This window comes from Helicobacter sp. WB40 (assembly GCF_027859275.1).
Lineage (GTDB): Bacteria > Campylobacterota > Campylobacteria > Campylobacterales > Helicobacteraceae > Helicobacter_D > Helicobacter_D ibis.
In genome coordinates, this window is sequence record NZ_JAQHXS010000013.1 from 16442 (window position 1) to 33255 (window position 16814).

Annotated in this window: 17 protein-coding genes and 4 tRNA genes; 11 read left to right on the top strand and 10 right to left on the bottom strand. The window is 32.5% G+C overall.

The window, feature by feature from the left end:
• Window positions 1-10: 10 nt before the first annotated feature.
• Window positions 11-934, bottom strand: coding sequence for an OmpA family protein (locus tag PF022_RS08260; RefSeq protein WP_271023515.1), 924 nt, complete (start codon window positions 932-934; stop codon window positions 11-13).
• A 130-nt stretch (window positions 935-1064) separates the two neighbouring features.
• Between PF022_RS08260 and PF022_RS08265 the strand changes: the two genes are divergently transcribed.
• Together PF022_RS08265 and PF022_RS08270 are read left to right on the top strand one after the other, a co-directional pair.
• Entirely contained in the window at window positions 1065-1817 is a 753-nt protein-coding gene (locus PF022_RS08265) for an NAD+ synthase (protein WP_271021983.1), read from the top strand.
• A gap of 8 nt (window positions 1818-1825) precedes the next feature.
• Window positions 1826-2728, top strand: coding sequence for a tetraacyldisaccharide 4'-kinase (locus tag PF022_RS08270; RefSeq protein WP_271021984.1), 903 nt, complete (start codon window positions 1826-1828; stop codon window positions 2726-2728).
• A gap of 35 nt (window positions 2729-2763) precedes the next feature.
• On the opposite strand, the gene ppk2 is transcribed toward PF022_RS08270, so the two are convergent.
• Window positions 2764-3630, bottom strand: a complete 867-nt coding sequence (gene ppk2 / locus PF022_RS08275) for a polyphosphate kinase 2 (protein WP_271021985.1) — start codon at window positions 3628-3630, stop codon at window positions 2764-2766.
• A gap of 142 nt (window positions 3631-3772) precedes the next feature.
• Between ppk2 and PF022_RS08280 the strand changes: the two genes are divergently transcribed.
• From PF022_RS08280 to PF022_RS08300, 5 genes are all read left to right on the top strand, one after another.
• Window positions 3773-3848 (top strand) — tRNA-Lys (locus PF022_RS08280).
• A 14-nt stretch (window positions 3849-3862) separates the two neighbouring features.
• Window positions 3863-3937 (top strand) — tRNA-Glu (locus tag PF022_RS08285).
• A gap of 21 nt (window positions 3938-3958) precedes the next feature.
• A tRNA-Val gene (locus tag PF022_RS08290) sits at window positions 3959-4034 on the top strand.
• 5 nt (window positions 4035-4039) lie between these two features.
• A tRNA-Asp gene (locus tag PF022_RS08295) sits at window positions 4040-4116 on the top strand.
• 99 nt (window positions 4117-4215) lie between these two features.
• Window positions 4216-5241: an isoaspartyl peptidase/L-asparaginase family protein gene (locus PF022_RS08300; RefSeq protein WP_271021986.1), complete on the top strand. Its 1026-nt coding sequence runs from the start codon at window positions 4216-4218 to the stop codon at window positions 5239-5241.
• Between the two features lie 118 nt (window positions 5242-5359).
• Here the strand turns inward: PF022_RS08300 and dxr are convergent, their stop codons facing one another.
• Genes dxr through PF022_RS08330 form a run of 6 tightly spaced genes read right to left on the bottom strand, consistent with a single transcriptional unit; the run spans window position 5360 to window position 11604 of the window.
• On the bottom strand, window positions 5360-6493 hold the full coding sequence (gene dxr, locus PF022_RS08305; RefSeq protein WP_271021987.1) for a 1-deoxy-D-xylulose-5-phosphate reductoisomerase: 1134 nt from the start codon (window positions 6491-6493) through the stop codon (window positions 5360-5362).
• A gap of 1 nt (window position 6494) precedes the next feature.
• Window positions 6495-7268, bottom strand: a complete 774-nt coding sequence (locus PF022_RS08310; RefSeq protein ID WP_271021988.1) for a phosphatidate cytidylyltransferase — start codon at window positions 7266-7268, stop codon at window positions 6495-6497.
• Window positions 7269-7285: 17 nt separating this feature from the next.
• Window positions 7286-7888, bottom strand: coding sequence for a metal-dependent hydrolase (locus tag PF022_RS08315; protein WP_271021989.1), 603 nt, complete (start codon window positions 7886-7888; stop codon window positions 7286-7288).
• Window positions 7888-8337 carry an rRNA maturation RNase YbeY gene (ybeY, locus tag PF022_RS08320; RefSeq protein WP_271021990.1) on the bottom strand — a complete coding sequence of 150 codons (450 nt, stop codon included), beginning with the start codon at window positions 8335-8337 and terminating at the stop codon, window positions 7888-7890. Before ybeY ends, PF022_RS08315 begins: the two co-directional genes overlap by 1 nt.
• Window positions 8330-9085: an exodeoxyribonuclease III gene (locus PF022_RS08325; protein WP_271021991.1), complete on the bottom strand. Its 756-nt coding sequence runs from the start codon at window positions 9083-9085 to the stop codon at window positions 8330-8332. Before PF022_RS08325 ends, ybeY begins: the two co-directional genes overlap by 8 nt.
• Before the next feature lie 8 nt (window positions 9086-9093).
• Entirely contained in the window at window positions 9094-11604 is a 2511-nt protein-coding gene (locus PF022_RS08330) for an AsmA-like C-terminal region-containing protein (protein ID WP_271021992.1), read from the bottom strand.
• A gap of 122 nt (window positions 11605-11726) precedes the next feature.
• On the opposite strand from PF022_RS08330, the gene PF022_RS08335 reads away from it, so the two are divergent.
• On the top strand, window positions 11727-11933 hold the full coding sequence (locus PF022_RS08335) for a hypothetical protein (RefSeq protein ID WP_271021993.1): 207 nt from the start codon (window positions 11727-11729) through the stop codon (window positions 11931-11933).
• Window positions 11934-12017: 84 nt separating this feature from the next.
• Complete coding sequence (locus PF022_RS08340; RefSeq protein WP_271021994.1) at window positions 12018-13301, top strand: coproporphyrinogen III oxidase family protein; 1284 nt, start codon at window positions 12018-12020, stop codon at window positions 13299-13301.
• Here the strand turns inward: PF022_RS08340 and PF022_RS08345 are convergent, their stop codons facing one another.
• Window positions 13302-13574: a hypothetical protein gene (locus PF022_RS08345; protein ID WP_271021995.1), complete on the bottom strand. Its 273-nt coding sequence runs from the start codon at window positions 13572-13574 to the stop codon at window positions 13302-13304.
• Between the two features lie 66 nt (window positions 13575-13640).
• Here PF022_RS08345 and pseI point away from each other — a divergent pair, with 66 nt between their 5' ends.
• Entirely contained in the window at window positions 13641-14657 is a 1017-nt protein-coding gene (gene pseI / locus PF022_RS08350; RefSeq protein ID WP_271023516.1) for a pseudaminic acid synthase, read from the top strand.
• A gap of 184 nt (window positions 14658-14841) precedes the next feature.
• Here pseI and PF022_RS08355 read toward each other — a convergent pair whose 3' ends face one another.
• Complete coding sequence (locus PF022_RS08355; protein WP_271023517.1) at window positions 14842-15366, bottom strand: hypothetical protein; 525 nt, start codon at window positions 15364-15366, stop codon at window positions 14842-14844.
• Between the two features lie 338 nt (window positions 15367-15704).
• On the opposite strand from PF022_RS08355, the gene PF022_RS08360 reads away from it, so the two are divergent.
• Window positions 15705-16580 carry a penicillin-binding transpeptidase domain-containing protein gene (locus tag PF022_RS08360; RefSeq protein WP_442908591.1) on the top strand — a complete coding sequence of 292 codons (876 nt, stop codon included), beginning with the start codon at window positions 15705-15707 and terminating at the stop codon, window positions 16578-16580.
• The last annotated feature ends 234 nt before the right edge of the window (window positions 16581-16814 follow it).

Sequence of the window (16814 nt, forward strand, 5' to 3'; positions counted from 1 at the left end):
ACATACTCACTTATTTTACATTATAAACTTCGGCTTCAACTCTTCTATTCTCCATTCTACCATGTGCTGTGCTATTATCAGATATAGGTCTGCTCTCACCATATCCCTTAACTTGTAATCTTGAAGATTCAACTCCTTCTTGCACTATTTTTTCTTTTACAGCTTTAGCTCTATTTTCAGATAATCTTTGATTATACTCATCGCTACCAACACTATCAGTATGACCGCTAATTATTGCTGTTTTATCTTTGTTTTCTTGCATGTATAATGCAAAATCCTTTATTTCTGAATAATATTTAGGATTCACAACCGCAGAATCAAATGGGAATTGAACCTTAAAGGTATGTATATGTGATAACACAGGCTCTTTTGGTGCTTCTTGCACTTCTGTAATCTCTACAACTTCATATTCTTCTACATATTTGCCAAATGGTATACTAAAGCCTAAAGTAGCTACAATATCACTTCTTCCATCAAAACTCATTAAATGCCTAAGTTCTGTCTTTAAATGGAAATTAGAAGCAATAGCCCATCTAATACCGACACCATATTGACCAAACATATCATCATCCATATTGTAAAAATTTTTACTAAAATCCTCATAACCAAAACCACCCAAAATATAAGGGGATACACTAGATTCTGTGTAAAATTCTTTTACAAGATTCAAATAATACCTATTTTGACTAGCACTAATATTGTGGGCATAATCTATATTTGAATATTCATATCCAACCTCAACTAAAACTTCCTTAGAGACCCTATTTGCAAACTTCAATCCATATACCAAATCCATGTTGTTTTTATATCTGTCATTGCTTATATGATAACTACCACCAATTTGAGGAGTAATTTCCACCAAATTATCTGCTGCAAACAAACTTCTGCCCAATAAACTACAGGCTACAATCGAAACTCCACACAACTTATTCATAATCTCTCCTTAAATTAATTAAACTACAATTATTTACACAAACAGACAAATAAAAGATTACTTGCTTTAAAGTTTATAATTATACAATACCGAAGTTAAATAAAACATTATTACATAAGGAAAATTTGGCTTGGACTATAAGCAAACTATAAACAACTTGGTAGAGTTTATAAAAAATGAAGTAGAATCTAGAGGATTTAAGCGTGTTGTAGTTGGAATTAGTGGTGGTTTAGATTCTGCAGTTGTAGCAAGTTTATGCAAGTTGGCTTTACCAAATGATACACATGGAATATTAATGCCATCAAAAACTTCGTCTAAAATTCATCTAAATGACGCAAAACTACTATGCGACACGCTAGACATAAAAAGCAGTATTTATAGTTTAGAGTTACTGCAAGAATCTTTTTGCAAAACACTAAACAAAAATATCACAGGGATTGAGATGGGCAACCTATGTGCAAGACTTAGAATGTCAATTTTATACAATTATGCATATAGCAATGAAGCCATTGTAATAGGAACTAGCAACAAAAGTGAGATAATGCTTGGATATGGGACTATTTATGGCGACCTAGCTTATGCGATAAATCCAATAGGAGACATATACAAAACAGACATTTTCAAACTAGCAAAATTTTTAAATATACCCAAGTCAATAATAGACAAAAAACCAAGTGCTGACTTCTATGAAGGACAAAGCGATGAAGAAGAACTTGGATTTTCTTATGCAATGATAGATGAGATTCTAAAACAACTAGAACAAGGCATAGACATAAAAACACTAGAATCCAAAACAAACAAGGAAGCATTAAAGTTTGTATGTGCAAGAATCAAAAGTATGGAGTTCAAACGACAAATGCCAACAATAGCCAAAATAAATTAAGGATTAAAATGAGAGGTATAGAAAAATATTTTTATAAACCAAGTTTTCTGCAAAAAATACTAGCAATATTATTGCTCCCGATTAGTATATTTTACGCATTTATAGCAACAATTAGACGAAAAATGGCAAAATTTGAAGATTTTGATATTCCTATAATTAGCGTTGGAAATCTAGTCTTAGGTGGAAGTGGTAAAAGTCCATTTGTAATAGAAATAGCAAAAGACTATCCAGATTCTTGCATTATCCTTAGAGGATATGGACGCAAAAGCAAGGGATTGCAAATAGTAAGCAAAAAAGGAGAAATATTATTAAGCGTAGAAGAAAGTGGCGATGAGGCAATGATGTTAGCAAAATCACTCCCACAATGCTATGTTATAGTCAGCAAAAATAGACAACAAGCAATACTGCAAGCAAAAGAACTAGGGGCAAAACTTGTGTTCTTAGATGATGGCTTTAGATTTAACTTTAAAAAATTGAACATTCTCTTAAAGCCAAGATTAGAACCATACTTTAATTTTTGCGTTCCAAGCGGTGGATACAGGGAAATAAAGAGTGCCTACAAAGATGCAGATATAGTAATAGAAGAAGGGAAAGATTATGAAAGAAAGGTTGAGCTACTAAACAAAAGTGAAAGAATGCTATTTTTAACCGCTATTGCCAATCCATCAAGACTAGATTCATATCTGCCAAATGTAGTTGGCAAAATCACCCTAAAAGACCACTCATACTTCAATAAAAGCGAGATTTTAGAACAATACGCAAAGCTAAATGCTACCTCACTTCTAATCACAGAAAAAGACCTGCCAAAGCTGGAGCATTTCGGGCTTTCGCTTTCTATTTTGCACTTACACTTAATAATAGCTCCAAACATAAAAGAAAAAATAAAAAACTACATAGAATCTTACAAATAGCAACACTTAAAGATTGCTATTTGTAGAATATTTAACTATTTATCCTTTCTCTTCTTTTTTGATGCCTTCTCTTTCTTTTCTGGCTCTTCAGAAAACATCTTCACACTAGAATAATATGACACCACACCTGGATCTGCCAATAAACACACACTCTCTGCATCTTTATCTTCATAGTCTATTTTTGATAGCAAGATTCTTGCTAGATTTATTCTGGCTCTTTTTTTATCATTAGAATCTACAATCATCCACGGAGCAAAAGGTGTATGAGTTCTTGAAAACATCTTTTCAAATGCCTCTGTATATTCGTCCCAAAGATTCAAAGAAAGCTCGTCCATAGGGCTTAATTTCCACTTCTTTAGTGGTTCATCTTTTCTTGATTCTATTCTCTTTTTTTGTTCTATCTTACCAACATCTAAGAAAAACTTAAACAACAAATATCCACTCTCTATTAGCATTTGCTCCAAATGCGTTGCTTGCAAAATAAATTCTCTATATTGGTCATTTGTGCAAAAATTCATAACCCTCTCAACACCTGCTCTGTTATACCAGCTCCTATCAAAGAACACTATCTCGCCACCATTTGGGAATTCTTTTATATATCTTTGAAAATACCATTGTGTTTTTTCAACATCACTTGGCTTTTGCAATGCAACAACTCTCGCTCCTCTAGGATTTAGATGTTCTGTTAATGCTTTAATTGTGCCACCTTTACCAGCCGCATCTCTACCTTCCAATATCACTATTATTTTTTTATTATATTTTTTTACCCAATTTTGCAGTTTGATTAGCTCAATTTGCAGTTTCTCTATCTCTTTAATGTAAAATTTCTCACAAAGTTTGCCATTTTTCTTATAGGCATCTTTATTTTCATCTTCTGGTCTTAACACTAATACCTTTCCCATAGAATCCCTCCGTATAAATAAAATAAACTTTCATTGTAGCATTAATATTAAAATCAAACAACTTAAATAGTTTTATAATTTGATATTTTCTATTGACTTTTTAATTTTTTAAATATATAATTCTTTTTCCTTTTTTGATTTTGACTCGCTAGCTCAGTCGGTAGAGCAATTCCCTTTTAAGGAATGGGCCGTTGGTTCGAATCCAACGCGGGTCACCACTATAAATAAAAGTGGCTCCTTCATCTAGCGGTTAGGATACCACCCTTTCACGGTGGCTACAGGGGTTCGAGTCCCCTAGGAGTCACCACTTTTATTTCATATAGTTTTTGGTCGCTTAGCTCAGTTGGTAGAGCGCCACCCTTACAAGGTGGATGTCACAAGTTCGAGTCTTGTAGCGACCACCACTTATGGAGCGGTAGTTCAGTTGGTTAGAATACCTGCCTGTCACGCAGGGGGTCGCGGGTTCGAGCCCCGTCCGTTCCGCCACTTTCCATTATTTTCTAGCATTTAATTTTTACTTCTATATTGCTTATTTTCGTTTTGGTATAATTTTGAGTTTTTTATTTTTAGTTTTGGAGGTTGGTAATGAATTTAAAAAACATCAAAAAAATCGCATTATGTTTCATATGCGGAATCTCTTTTAGTAATTTTGCTATTGCAGAAAATTTTAAGCCAATAATAGTAATACATGGTGGCACAAGCAATCTAAAATTATCACAAAAGGATTATGAAGCAAGAGAAAAAGTGATGAAAGAATCACTAAAAGCTGGGCAGAAAATACTAGAAAATGGTGGAACATCTATAGAAGCAGTAATTACAGCAATAAAGATAATGGAGGATAGTCCTATTTTTAATGCTGGGAAAGGTGCTGTATTTACTTCTGATGGATTCAATGAACTAGATGCTTCAATAATGGACGGCAAAACACTAAATGCAGGTGCAGTAGCAATGGCTAGACATATCAAAAACCCAATAGAAGCAGCAAAAGTTGTAATGGATAAAACTCCACATACTTTAATAGCTGGTGAAGGTGCTGATAAACTTGCTAAAGCAAATGGGCTAGAAATGGTTCAGCAAAAATATTTCTACACAAAGCATAGATATGAGCAACTACAAGACGCAAAAAAGGCACAAAAAACTCTACTTGATAGTGATAATGAAAAAACTAGTGCCAATCTTGCAAAGCCATATCTAGGAACTGTTGGTGCAATAGCACTTGATAAAAATGGCAATCTAGCTGCAGGAACTAGCACAGGAGGCACAACAAATAAAATGACTGGAAGAATTGGAGATTCACCAATTATAGGTTCTGGCAACTATGCAAATAACGATTCAGTAGCAGTTTCATGCACAGGCACTGGAGATATATACATTAGAGTATCTGTAGCACATGAGGTATCATCTTTGTATAAATACAAAAATCTACCAATACAAAAAGCAGCAGAAGAAACAATAAAGCAAGTAGCACAAATAGGTGGCACAGGCGGCATTATAAGCATAGACAAAAAGGGGAATGTAGGCTATGCATGGACAAAAGATTCACTAGGCATGTATCATGGAGAGGCAAGAATCGGTGAAGAACCAAAGGTATTTTGGCCATTAGCAAAATAGATTCTAAAAAACTGCAAGCCCTTAATATAAGGGCTTGCAAGATTCCAAATATAACTTTGAAGCTACCACATTGTAACTAACAACGCTATTAGTGCAACCAAAATACAACCAAGCTAAATCACACAATTAACCCTCTAACAAAAGATTCCACCTCATCATTTATTAAAAGCACCTCTTCTATGCTACTTGGCTTTACATCACAGAATCTATCCAGTGCAGAAGAGACTATGTTATATATTTGACCAAATGGAATTATATCTTGCAAAAATGCCTTTACTGCAACTTCATTTGCCGCGTTTAAAACCACACCTAACTTTGGATTATCAAGCATTAATTCTTTAAATCCCCACACTTTGTATCTATTTGTATCTATGGATTCTAGCTTGTAATTAACATTTAATAAATCAATAGAATCTACAAAGCTATGATTAGAAAAACTAGATAATTCATCTTCGCTTAATTTTAAAGCCTTAGCCATTGCATATGCAATTGGAAACTGCATATTTGCCTTAGCAAAATGAGCCACCACACTTCCGTCCCAAAACTCAACTAATGCATGTATATGGGAATTCCTCTCTATATAAGCATCTAAGTTTTTGCTATTAAATAGCCAATAAGCCTCTAGTATTTCAAAGAGTTTATTCATCATAGTAGCTGAATCTATTGTGATTTTTTGTCCCATTTTCCAATTAGGGTGCTTTAGTGCATGGATTGCCTTTTTGCCACATATTTCATTTAATGGGGTATCCCTAAAAGCCCCTCCACTAGCAGTGATATATAGTTTTTTAAATTTTTTTCTCTCTTGTATTAGCTGATTGTTTAATAAATAAGCAATACTAAAATGCTCACTATCAATAGGGATAATCCTAGAAGTATCCAAAAATGCACCACCAATCACTAAAGATTCCTTATTAGCTAAAGCTAGAATCTTATTTTGCCTCATACTTTCTATCGTGGGTAACAACCCAAAAGTCCCAACAAAAGCATTTATCACAAGACTGCTAGATGAGATAGCCAAGCACTCTAATACGCCTTCTATACCAAAATAAAGCCTTCCATTAAACTCCTTAATAATTTTGCCCTTATCATTTTTATCTGCAATTACTACTATTTTTGGATTATGGATTCTTATTTGTTTATTTAATAGCTCGATATTATAACCAGCACATAATGCCTCTATTTCAATATTAAATAATTTTGCAATTTCTAACGAATTAACACCTATTGATCCAGTAGAACCAAGCACTATCATGCTATCCCTTCAATACATTTAGCAAAAAGTAAAGAATAATTCCGCCAAAGAAATATCCATCTAATCTATCTAGCACACCACCATGTCCGGGGAATAAACTTCCACTATCTTTAACATCAGCACGCCTTTTTAAATAACTCTCATACAAATCGCCAAACACACTAGCCACACTAACAACAAAAGATATAAATAAAGCACTAAAAAACCCACACAAACCAAGCCCAACTATTGTGCTTATAAATGTAGAGACTAAAACACCAATTAGCACACCTTCTTTTGTTTTGTTTGGCGAAGTTTGACAAAAGACTTTATTGGCAAAAAACTTCCCCCCAAAGCTCCTACCGCCAAAATACGCAAAACTATCAGTTAAAGCCACAATTACGACAAGCCACACTAATGCAAATATAGAATAATCAATATACAAAAAATACAAAAAACAAAATGGGATTGCAGGATATATAAATGGCATTGCTTGCTGTATTGAGCCCCTTTTTGTATAGCTTTGTATAGAGGCTAATACAACCAATACAACAAAAATAAACTCCATAGATTCTAGTGCATACATAGATAACCACGATATAACCGCAAGTGATATAAACAAGATTCCAGCAGTTTGTTTGACATACAACTTATATGCTTCAATAAACCCAATGATAAATAAGATTCCAAGCACACTAAAAATCAAAAATGGGCTATGAAAAAACAAAACAACAATTGTAACAACAAGCATAAAAAGTGCTGTATATATTTTAGTAGACTCAAATTTAGCAAACATATAAACCCCCTTATTTCCTAGATTATAGCAAGATTTATGCCATATATTTTAAAGTTTATAAACCCAAAAAGCGCGACACTAAAAGCACATATCATATAATCAAATACACCTCCAGTTTTAAACCTAAATGGCTTTGGAAGCAAAAAATAACTCTTAGTTCTAAATGGTAGCAATATAGGCACACCGCTTATAGTTAGCATATCTCCAGCTATGTGTAAGACATATCCACAAACAAGCCCAAAACACAAAATCCATACACTCTCACTAGATAAAGTAACCCCATACTCTCCAAGAAAACTACTAACAGAATTTAAAAACACCTCTACTTCAAGCAATACATACAAAAATATCAACATAGCACACAAGAAAAACACGCAAAACGCACTATGAGTAAAGCCTCTATGCCCAAAAATGGTCTTGATTATATTTGAAATTCCAAGCGTTTTTCTCCCTAATGTTGAGTTTGGCTCATCTATATCTGGTAATAACGCCCCAAATGCAACTGCCAAATAAAATAATGAAACCTCGCCAACATCCAATAAAGCACCACCTAAAGAAGCCACATAAACAACACTAGAAGTAGCACCAAGTGCAAATGCAATATGTGTTTTACCAAGCATTACATTTCTCGCACAATCAAACTTGCAGGAAGATTGAAAGTTTCTATAATCTCCTTTTCTTTCTCTCTTTGTTCGCCATTATCAACCTCGTGGTCATATCCTAAAAGGTGTAAAACGCCATGAATAAATAAAATAAAAATCTCATCTTCTATGCTATGTCCAAACTTTTCTGCCCCACTTCTAGCATAATCTAGCGATATAACAATACTCCCAAGAATCACTGAAGCCTCTGCTAAAAGCGGAAATGATAAGACATCAGTTGCCATATCCTTTTGTCTATATTCTCTATTTAGCTCTTGTATTGTTTGGTTTGATACTATTAATAGCTCACACGTCTTATCCTCTAGCGATAAATCAGAACACAATCTACAAAAGATTCTATGTATTGTGGCTAAAAACTCATCACTAAAGCTAAAGTTAGTTTGATTATCAAAATCTACGCTACACATTTAGCTCCAATCCAACAGGACAATGATCGCTTCCATAAATATGTGGATATATACTTGCATTCTTTAGCTTACTACTTAGAGAATTTGAGCATAAAAAATAATCAATACGCCACCCAGTGTTATTCTCCCTTGCTTTACCCATGTAGCTCCACCAGCTATATGCCCCCTCTCTATCGGGGTAAAAATATCTATAAGTATCAATAAAACCAGAATCTAAAAGCACACTCATTTTCTCTCGCTCTTCATCGGTAAATCCTGCGTTTCTTCTGTTTGTTTTTGGGTTTTTTAGGTCGATTTCTTTGTGTGCTACATTTAAGTCCCCACACACAATTACAGGCTTTTTAAGCTCTAAATTCTTTAAAAAAACCCTAAAATCATCTTCCCACTCCATTCTATAATCCAATCTCTCTAGCTCTCGTTTTGAATTTGGAGTATATACATTAACCAAAAAAAACCCATCATACTCTGCAGTTATGATTCTGCCCTCTTTATCATGATGTTCAATGCCCATATCATATTCTACGCTTAGAGGTTTTATCTTGCTAAAGATGCTAACACCTGAATATCCCTTCTTTATAGCGCAATTCCAAAACTCATAATAACCATTAAACTCAAAAGTTGATTGCTCTTGTTGCATTTTAGATTCTTGGATACAAAAAATATCTGCATTAATTTCATTAAAAAAATCCATAAATCCTTTATTCATACACGCTCTAAGCCCATTTACATTCCATGATATTAACTTCATATATCTCCTTATTTTACTACGCCTCTATAAAATGGTGTGCAATTTTCATTGCTTTGTTCCTTTGGTTTTCTAAGAATATCGCCAGAACCTTTTTTGATTTTATCAAATAAGGAAGCCGCAACGCTTAGTGCATTTTCTATCGTGCTTTTTGTAACTTCAAACTTAGGATTGCTCAAAGTTCCGCTAATTTTTTGTTCATATTTAGCACAATTTTTATCATCTAAAAGCCCGATTGAAAAATTCTGAAAACTTTCTGTGTTTAAATTAATAGCACCAAGTGCAGCAATCCTCGTCTTGCCAGTTGAAAACGCAACATCACTAGTATGCATAACACCATTTTTCAAATTAAAATCAGCATTTAGCTCTCTAATGGCCGTTTTACCTTCAATCATGCCACCAAGATTCTTGCCTATTGAGCCTCCCTTAGTAGCAACAAATCCTAATGGACCAGCTACAACCATAGCACCAATATCATATAAATTAATATTAGTAGCACTATCAAAGCTATTTGCTAAAGCATCTATATCAATGCTATATAGCTCTAATTTCTCGCCTCTTAGCAGAACATTTCCATTTAGATTCTTTAGCATATCTTTGCTTTTTATGTCCAAATTAGCCAACATATCTAATTTGCCACCTTTTATAATCTTGCCATTTCCGCTAAAGTCTGCTAATTTTTTGACATCTAAATTCTCGCCCACTAGCTTTAATTTTTCATTTTCAAAATCAACATTTAAAGTCCCAAAGTCATTGTTTTGTAAAGAAGCATAAGGGATATTATCTCTAAGCCCAGCTTTACCACTTAGGCTTAGTTTTCCATTTAGATTCATCTTTAGAGGATTTATATCTTCTACTTTTGGAGTATGGAATTTAAAATTAACTCCATAAGTATTGCTATTTATATCAGCTACTATATCATTTAGACTTAAAGCAATGGAATCCCCATTAATATCTATCTCTCCATTGCCACTACCATTGTTAAACTTGCCACTTCCATCTAGCTTAAAAGAAATGTCTTTTTTAAACTCCATTCCACTTAATGAATTTAGAGTGCTTTTAGTTATATTAATCTGCTTTGAGGAAATATCAAACTTACCATTTAATTTAGTAAAATCATCGATATTAACATTAGCATCTAAAAAGCCATTAGCATTGTAATTTAGCAGTTTTGCAAGTTTTTGTAAGTTTAGATTCTTTAAATTTATATTTGCAAAAGTTGGTGCATAATTTTCTAAATTCGCCTTAGCTTCCATTTTTGAATCAAATAAATTGCTACTAATATTTGCTTGTATTTTTTTAGAATCACCATTAATATCGGCATTAAAATAATTATTATCTGCCAAATTTAGTTCATCAAATACTAAAGATTCTATATTGCTTTTTACATTTGCTTGTATTTTATATGACATATTTGTTGTATTGATATTACTAATAGTAGAGCCAAAGTTTATATTTCCCTTTGCATCATATGGCAACGATGCAAAGTGTAAAATCTCTTTTAAGGACAGATTCTCGCCACTTAGCACGATGTTTTTTGGTGCATAATTTGGCATTTCAATGTGTACCAAAATAGGATTTGTAATTACATTTATAGATATTAGTGCTTGTTGATTATTTATCTTATCTGATTTTAGTGTCAAAGCTAAGCCAAGTTTATCTTTCAAAGAAAAACCGCTTGCTTTTATCTTTTGCAATGATGCATTTATAACTCCATTGGTTGAATTATCATTCAAGCTTAAAGTAAGTCCTTTGGAATCTATATTCAAATAACTCGAACTAGCCAAAATATTAGACACTATAATCCCACCATTAGCACTATTTTTAGCCTCTCCTTGTATGGCTAATTTTATCGCATCTTTTGGTAGCGATACACCAAAATCAGATTCTAAGAGTGCTACATTTGGTCTAATTGCTTGTGAGGCGATATTAAAGCCTCCACTTGGAGCTTGGAGATTCGAAATATCCATATCAGCATTTAGCAGAATCTGTCCTGTTGCATATTGCTTTTGGTTTAAAAAGTATAAAAGGGAAGCAATATTAATACCATCTTTGCTATTTACAAATAATCTACTAGGCTTATAATCTACCATACTTACATCAGCATTAATAACACTATTAAACGCTAATAATTCTGCCTTTACATCTATATTGCTAGAATCTTTAACAATATCTCCATTAAAACTTAAACCGCCATTTAACTTCATTCCAAGCAATGATTCATAAGGAGATAGGTCTGTTACTATTGCATTTAGCTTGGCTTTTGTATTTAAAAATATATCAAACTCCCCACTAAGAGCTATTTTGGAATCTGCATTGTCTGTAATCACAAATGCATATGAACCAAAATCAAGCTTAAAGTGTGTAAATTCTAATCCTATTGGTGCTTCTTTATTTGCAATTTCTGTAATTTTGTTTTTCAAAAATCTATTTCCACTATCAGAAAACAACCATGCTACAACACCAATAATCATAACCAACAACAATACAACAACATACAAAATAATTTTCAAAATTTTCATACAAGCCTCGTTATGCAAAAAAATAAAAGACTAAATTTTACCTAAAAATTTTGCAAAAAAAGACGATATATAAGTGTGCTATATCAATTAAGATATGCATAAACTAACACAAGGAGTCTGTTATGATATCTGGAATCAACAGCAGCTCGGTATTGGCTAGTGGAAATTTAAGCGTATTGAAAAAGGCTATGGATACAGAAGAGAACTTAATGAATTCTCTACTTAGTGGTATGCAAGGTGCAAGCGCAAGCATGCAAACACAAGCAACTCCAGCACCACAAGCTCCACAAGTATCTGCACCAACTTCACAGCTTGATATAATGGCTTAGTAGCACCTTGTGTGCTACTGCCACTATAAAGTTTTTTTCAAGGTTTTTTCGTATAATTCCACATTTTTAGGTGTGGGTGAGATTATGATAAAAAACAATGTTTCTACAAGATTCATAGACGCTATTATGCGTTTTTCTACAAAAAATTATTTACATTTACAAAAAACAAATTTAACAAAACTACCTCCTCCAAATGAACAAAAGACTAAAGACAAAGAGTATCTTTTATATATGCATGTGCCATTTTGTGCGACTATTTGCACTTATTGTTCATTTAATAGATTCATATTCCAAGAAGACAAGGCAAGAGCATATTTTAGGTCATTAAGAGAAGAAATGCAAATGGTAAAGGACTTGGGCTATGACTTTAGCTCAATTTATGTAGGAGGAGGGACTACTGCTATTTTGCCAGATGAACTTTGCAAAACACTAGAATTGGCAAGAAAATTATTTGGCATAAAAGAAGTATCATGCGAGGGAGACCCAAATAGTCTGCACAAAGACTTGCTATACAGCCTAAGAGGACTTGTGGATAGGCTATCAATAGGCGTTCAAACATTTGATGATAATATCTTAAAAAAAGTAAGCAGATATGATAAGTTTGGCAGTGGCAATGAAATTATAAAAAGACTAGAAAACACCATAGGAATCTTACCTACATTAAATGTGGATTTAATTTTCAACTTCCCAAACCAAACAGAAAAAACGCTAGATTATGACCTGCAAACTATAAAGAATCTAAAACCAAATCAAGTATCAATCTATCCGCTAATGTCATCACCATCGGTAAAAAGTGCAATAAAGCGTTCCATGGGATTAGTCAGCCTAGATAATGAAGCAAGATTATATGAGCAAATTTTAGATACCATGAAAGATGACTTCACACAGCTATCTAGCTGGGCATTTTCATATAAAGAAAAAGAGATTTTTGACGAATATGTAGTAGATAACGATGAGTATGTAGGTATAGGTTCTGGTTCTTTTAGCTTTTTAGATGGCACACTTTATGTAAATACATTCTCCCTAAAAGAATACTCACAAAAAATACAAAACAAACAAATGGGAATAGCTAGAGAAAGAAAGTATTCAAAAAAAGCAAGACTGCAATATAGGCTAATGGTAGAGCTATTTGGAGGAGAAGCAAATATAAAAAGATTCAAAGAAAAATACAATTCAAACATGGAGATAGACTTATTTAAAGAAATTTTATTTTTAAAATTAACCAAAAATATATACAAACAAGGCGATAGCTATTTCCCTACAATGCAAGGAAAATATCTGTTTTTATCAATGATGAAAGAATTTTACATAGGTATGGATAGAGTGCGAGAGGAATCAAGAGCCGCACTAAAAGAAGAAGATATGTAACTATAAAGAAATTGTCTCCATATCTTTTTTGCTAGTTGCATTTGAATCTAGATAAGATTCAAGCTTGTCTATACCCTTTTTTAAATTATCCATTTGATTGTTTATAAAATCTTGTGTTTTATTATCCTCTAAGAACTTATCTACTTCATTTAAGCTATCTTTTAACACATCAGTGATACCTGAATCTTTTGCCATGTCTTTTAGCTTTTCTTCACCAACATCGCAACCACTAAAAACAAACACAAACCCCATAAAAATCATTCTTTTAAACATCAGTCAATTCCTAGTAACAATTTTAAGTTATAATCTTAATAAAAATTATTTTGCAAAAGGATAAAAATGCAGACAAGCACATTTTTGGTAGCAGAATTATCAGCAAATCACAATCAAGATAAGAATCTAGCACTAAAAACAATAAAAGCCGCCAAGGTTTCTGGTGCTTCAGCAATCAAACTCCAAACATACACACCACAATGCATGACTATTGATTCAAAATTAGATTATTTTAAAATAAAAGGCACTATATGGAATGATAGAAATTATTATGAATTATATAAAGAAGCCATGACGCCATGGGAGTGGCACAGAGAGCTATTTGATTATGCAAATGAGTTAGGATTGGTGTGCTTTTCTACTCCATTTAGCAAAGAAGGTGTAGATTTTTTAGAATCTATAAATAATCCAATTTACAAGATTGCTTCATTTGAGATAGTTGATTTAGAACTAATTTCATATATTGCACAGACCAAAAAACCAATCATAATCTCAAAAGGAATAGCAACAAAAGAAGAAATACATGACGCACTAGAAGTTTGCAAAAATGTAAGTGATATAACCCTGCTTCAATGCACAAGCTCATATCCAGCACCACTAAATGAAGCAAATCTAATGCTAATACCAAAACTAAAAGAAGATTTCAAAGAATTTAATATAAAAGTCGGACTATCAGACCACACACTAGGCATCACTGCACCAATAACAGCAGTAGCACTAGGTGCAAAGGTAATTGAAAAACACTTCATACTAGATAGGAATCTAGGTGGCGTAGATAGCACATTTAGCCTAGAGCCAGATGAATTTAAAAAAATGACAGAAAAGATTCAAGAAGTAGAAGAACTGCTAGGAAATGGGAGCTATGAATTAAGCCAAAAGCAAATTGATGGACGAATCTTTATGAGATCACTCTTTGCTATAAAAGACATAAAAAAAGGTGAAGCATTTACAAGAGACAATATAAAATCCATAAGACCGGGCTATGGACTACCACCAAAAATGATGCACGAGATATTAGGCAAAAAAGCTACAAAAAATATTAACATGGGAGAACCGCTACAAAATAGTGATTTTGAAAGTTAATAAACTTACCTTTAACCCAAAAGCTCACTTAAATCCTTATAAGTGCTAATTAGCGAAGCAAGGGTAATGATAAATCCTAGAATAATTAGTATAAACTCTACCTTCTTTTGCTTTGCCTCTTTTGTCGCTTCTTTTATTTCTTGTTGTTCTTTTTGCTCTATATATAAGATGTCTAGCAGATTTTCTAGTTGGACTTTAACTTCTTTATGTGTTTATGATATATCATAATATTTAAACAAAACTTTCCATATTGCATATTTTTGCTGATGGTTATAACATATTGGATTATTAAAAAATATTTCAAATTAAAATAATCAAAATCTTTTTTAAAGCTAATAAAATCGCTATGATTTTTATTGTTTATAATATTTGCAGTGCGATGCAAAAAACTCTCTATTTTCTCAAGATAAGCTAGTGATAATATAAACATCATAAGTGAAGATTCAAATTTATTTATTTGATCACCATAATTGTCTTGCAATAAAAAGCCTTTCTCTGAAAAAATAACTCTAATATCAGGATTATCATAGCTATTATCTAAATCAATCTTTAGCGTGAAACTTCCTCTTAGCTTTTGCGATATTTCTTTGTCTGATATTTTGGGCTCATCTTTATTATTGATGTATATAGCATTGTAATTTGCCCTAGTAGTCTCATAGACTACAATACTTACTAGGTATATAATCCTTAGGATTCTCCTTTTTGACACACAAAATATTTATATCAAACATTTTATATATGCAAAATGTGTCCTTGTCATATTCTTCATCTTTTTTATTTGTGTAAATTTCTAAATTCTGCGCCAAAAAACATGAAGAAAGGAAACATTATCACTATTTGATATCTTTTTAAATTTATTTATGCAAAAATCTTTAATTATTTTTATTTCATATTTTAACTCTGTCACTTTATTTCTCTAACTTTAAATATTTAATCAAACCTTAAACATGTTATACTAATTTTTTGCATAGTATAAAATTTAATTTTATTAATATAATAAAAGTATTTTGTAGCTATATTGTGCAAACAAAACCTATAAGGAATCCCATACAAAAACTCTCTTTAATCTTTTTACTGCTTTTTAGCATAGCCTATGCAAATACAAATATAGATTCTACAAATAAATTGCAAACTAACTCTACTTTGCAAAAGCTTTTTAGCAAATATGATATCAAAAGCACAATTATTATAAATATGCAAGGAAAGCTTATAAGCAATGATACAAGTAGAGCCAAAGTGCGTTATATGCCTGCCTCTACTTTTAAAATTTATAATGCACTTATTGGGCTTGATCTAGGTATCATGCGTGATAGTGAGGATATTTTTTATCACTATGATGGAAAGCCTGTAAGTTTGGAATCTTGGAGAAGTGATGCATGCCTTAAAAGCGGTATGCAAATCTCACAAGTCCCTGCATTTAAAGAGTTAGCAAGAAAGATTGGTAGGGAGAAAATGCAAAGCTATCTGTATAAGCTCCATTATGGAAATGAAAAGATTGGCAAGAATATCGATGATTTTTGGCTTGATGATAGTTTGCAAATTAATGCATTAGAGCAATTAGAACTTATTACTAGCTTAAGTAATCTTAGCCTACCGGTATCTAAAAAGGCACAGCAAGAGGTGATTAAGATAATAAAACTAGAAGACACCAAAGAATATACTATTTATGGTAAAACAGGCTTAAGCAAATGGGATAACTCTGGGATATCATGGTTTGTGGGGTTTGTAGAGGTTGCTTCTAGCACAAAGGGTAAGATTGCAGGGGATACAAAATTTAAAGGAGTTTCTCACAAGGTTCGTTATACCTTTGCTTTTAATGCAGATTCTAAAAGCTTAGAAAAATATACAAAAACACACAATCTCCCACAAAGAGTGCAAATTGAATTTGTAAAAGAGTATTTGGGAGCTATTGGCTTTGTATAGTCAAAAAGAATCGAAATTTATCTTTTTTACTACAATAAAAGCATAAGTGATTTTAAAGATTTTGAAAACTATAAAAAGAGTAGCATAGAGGAATTATTTGCCACCTTTTTATAAAACTATACTTCTAGTTTTTCTAATAGTTCTTTTCTTTTTTGCCAATCACTCATATAGCAAGTAAGATAACGATAAAAATTCCTTAGAGTGATTTGTGTCAATTAGATGTGCTAATTCATG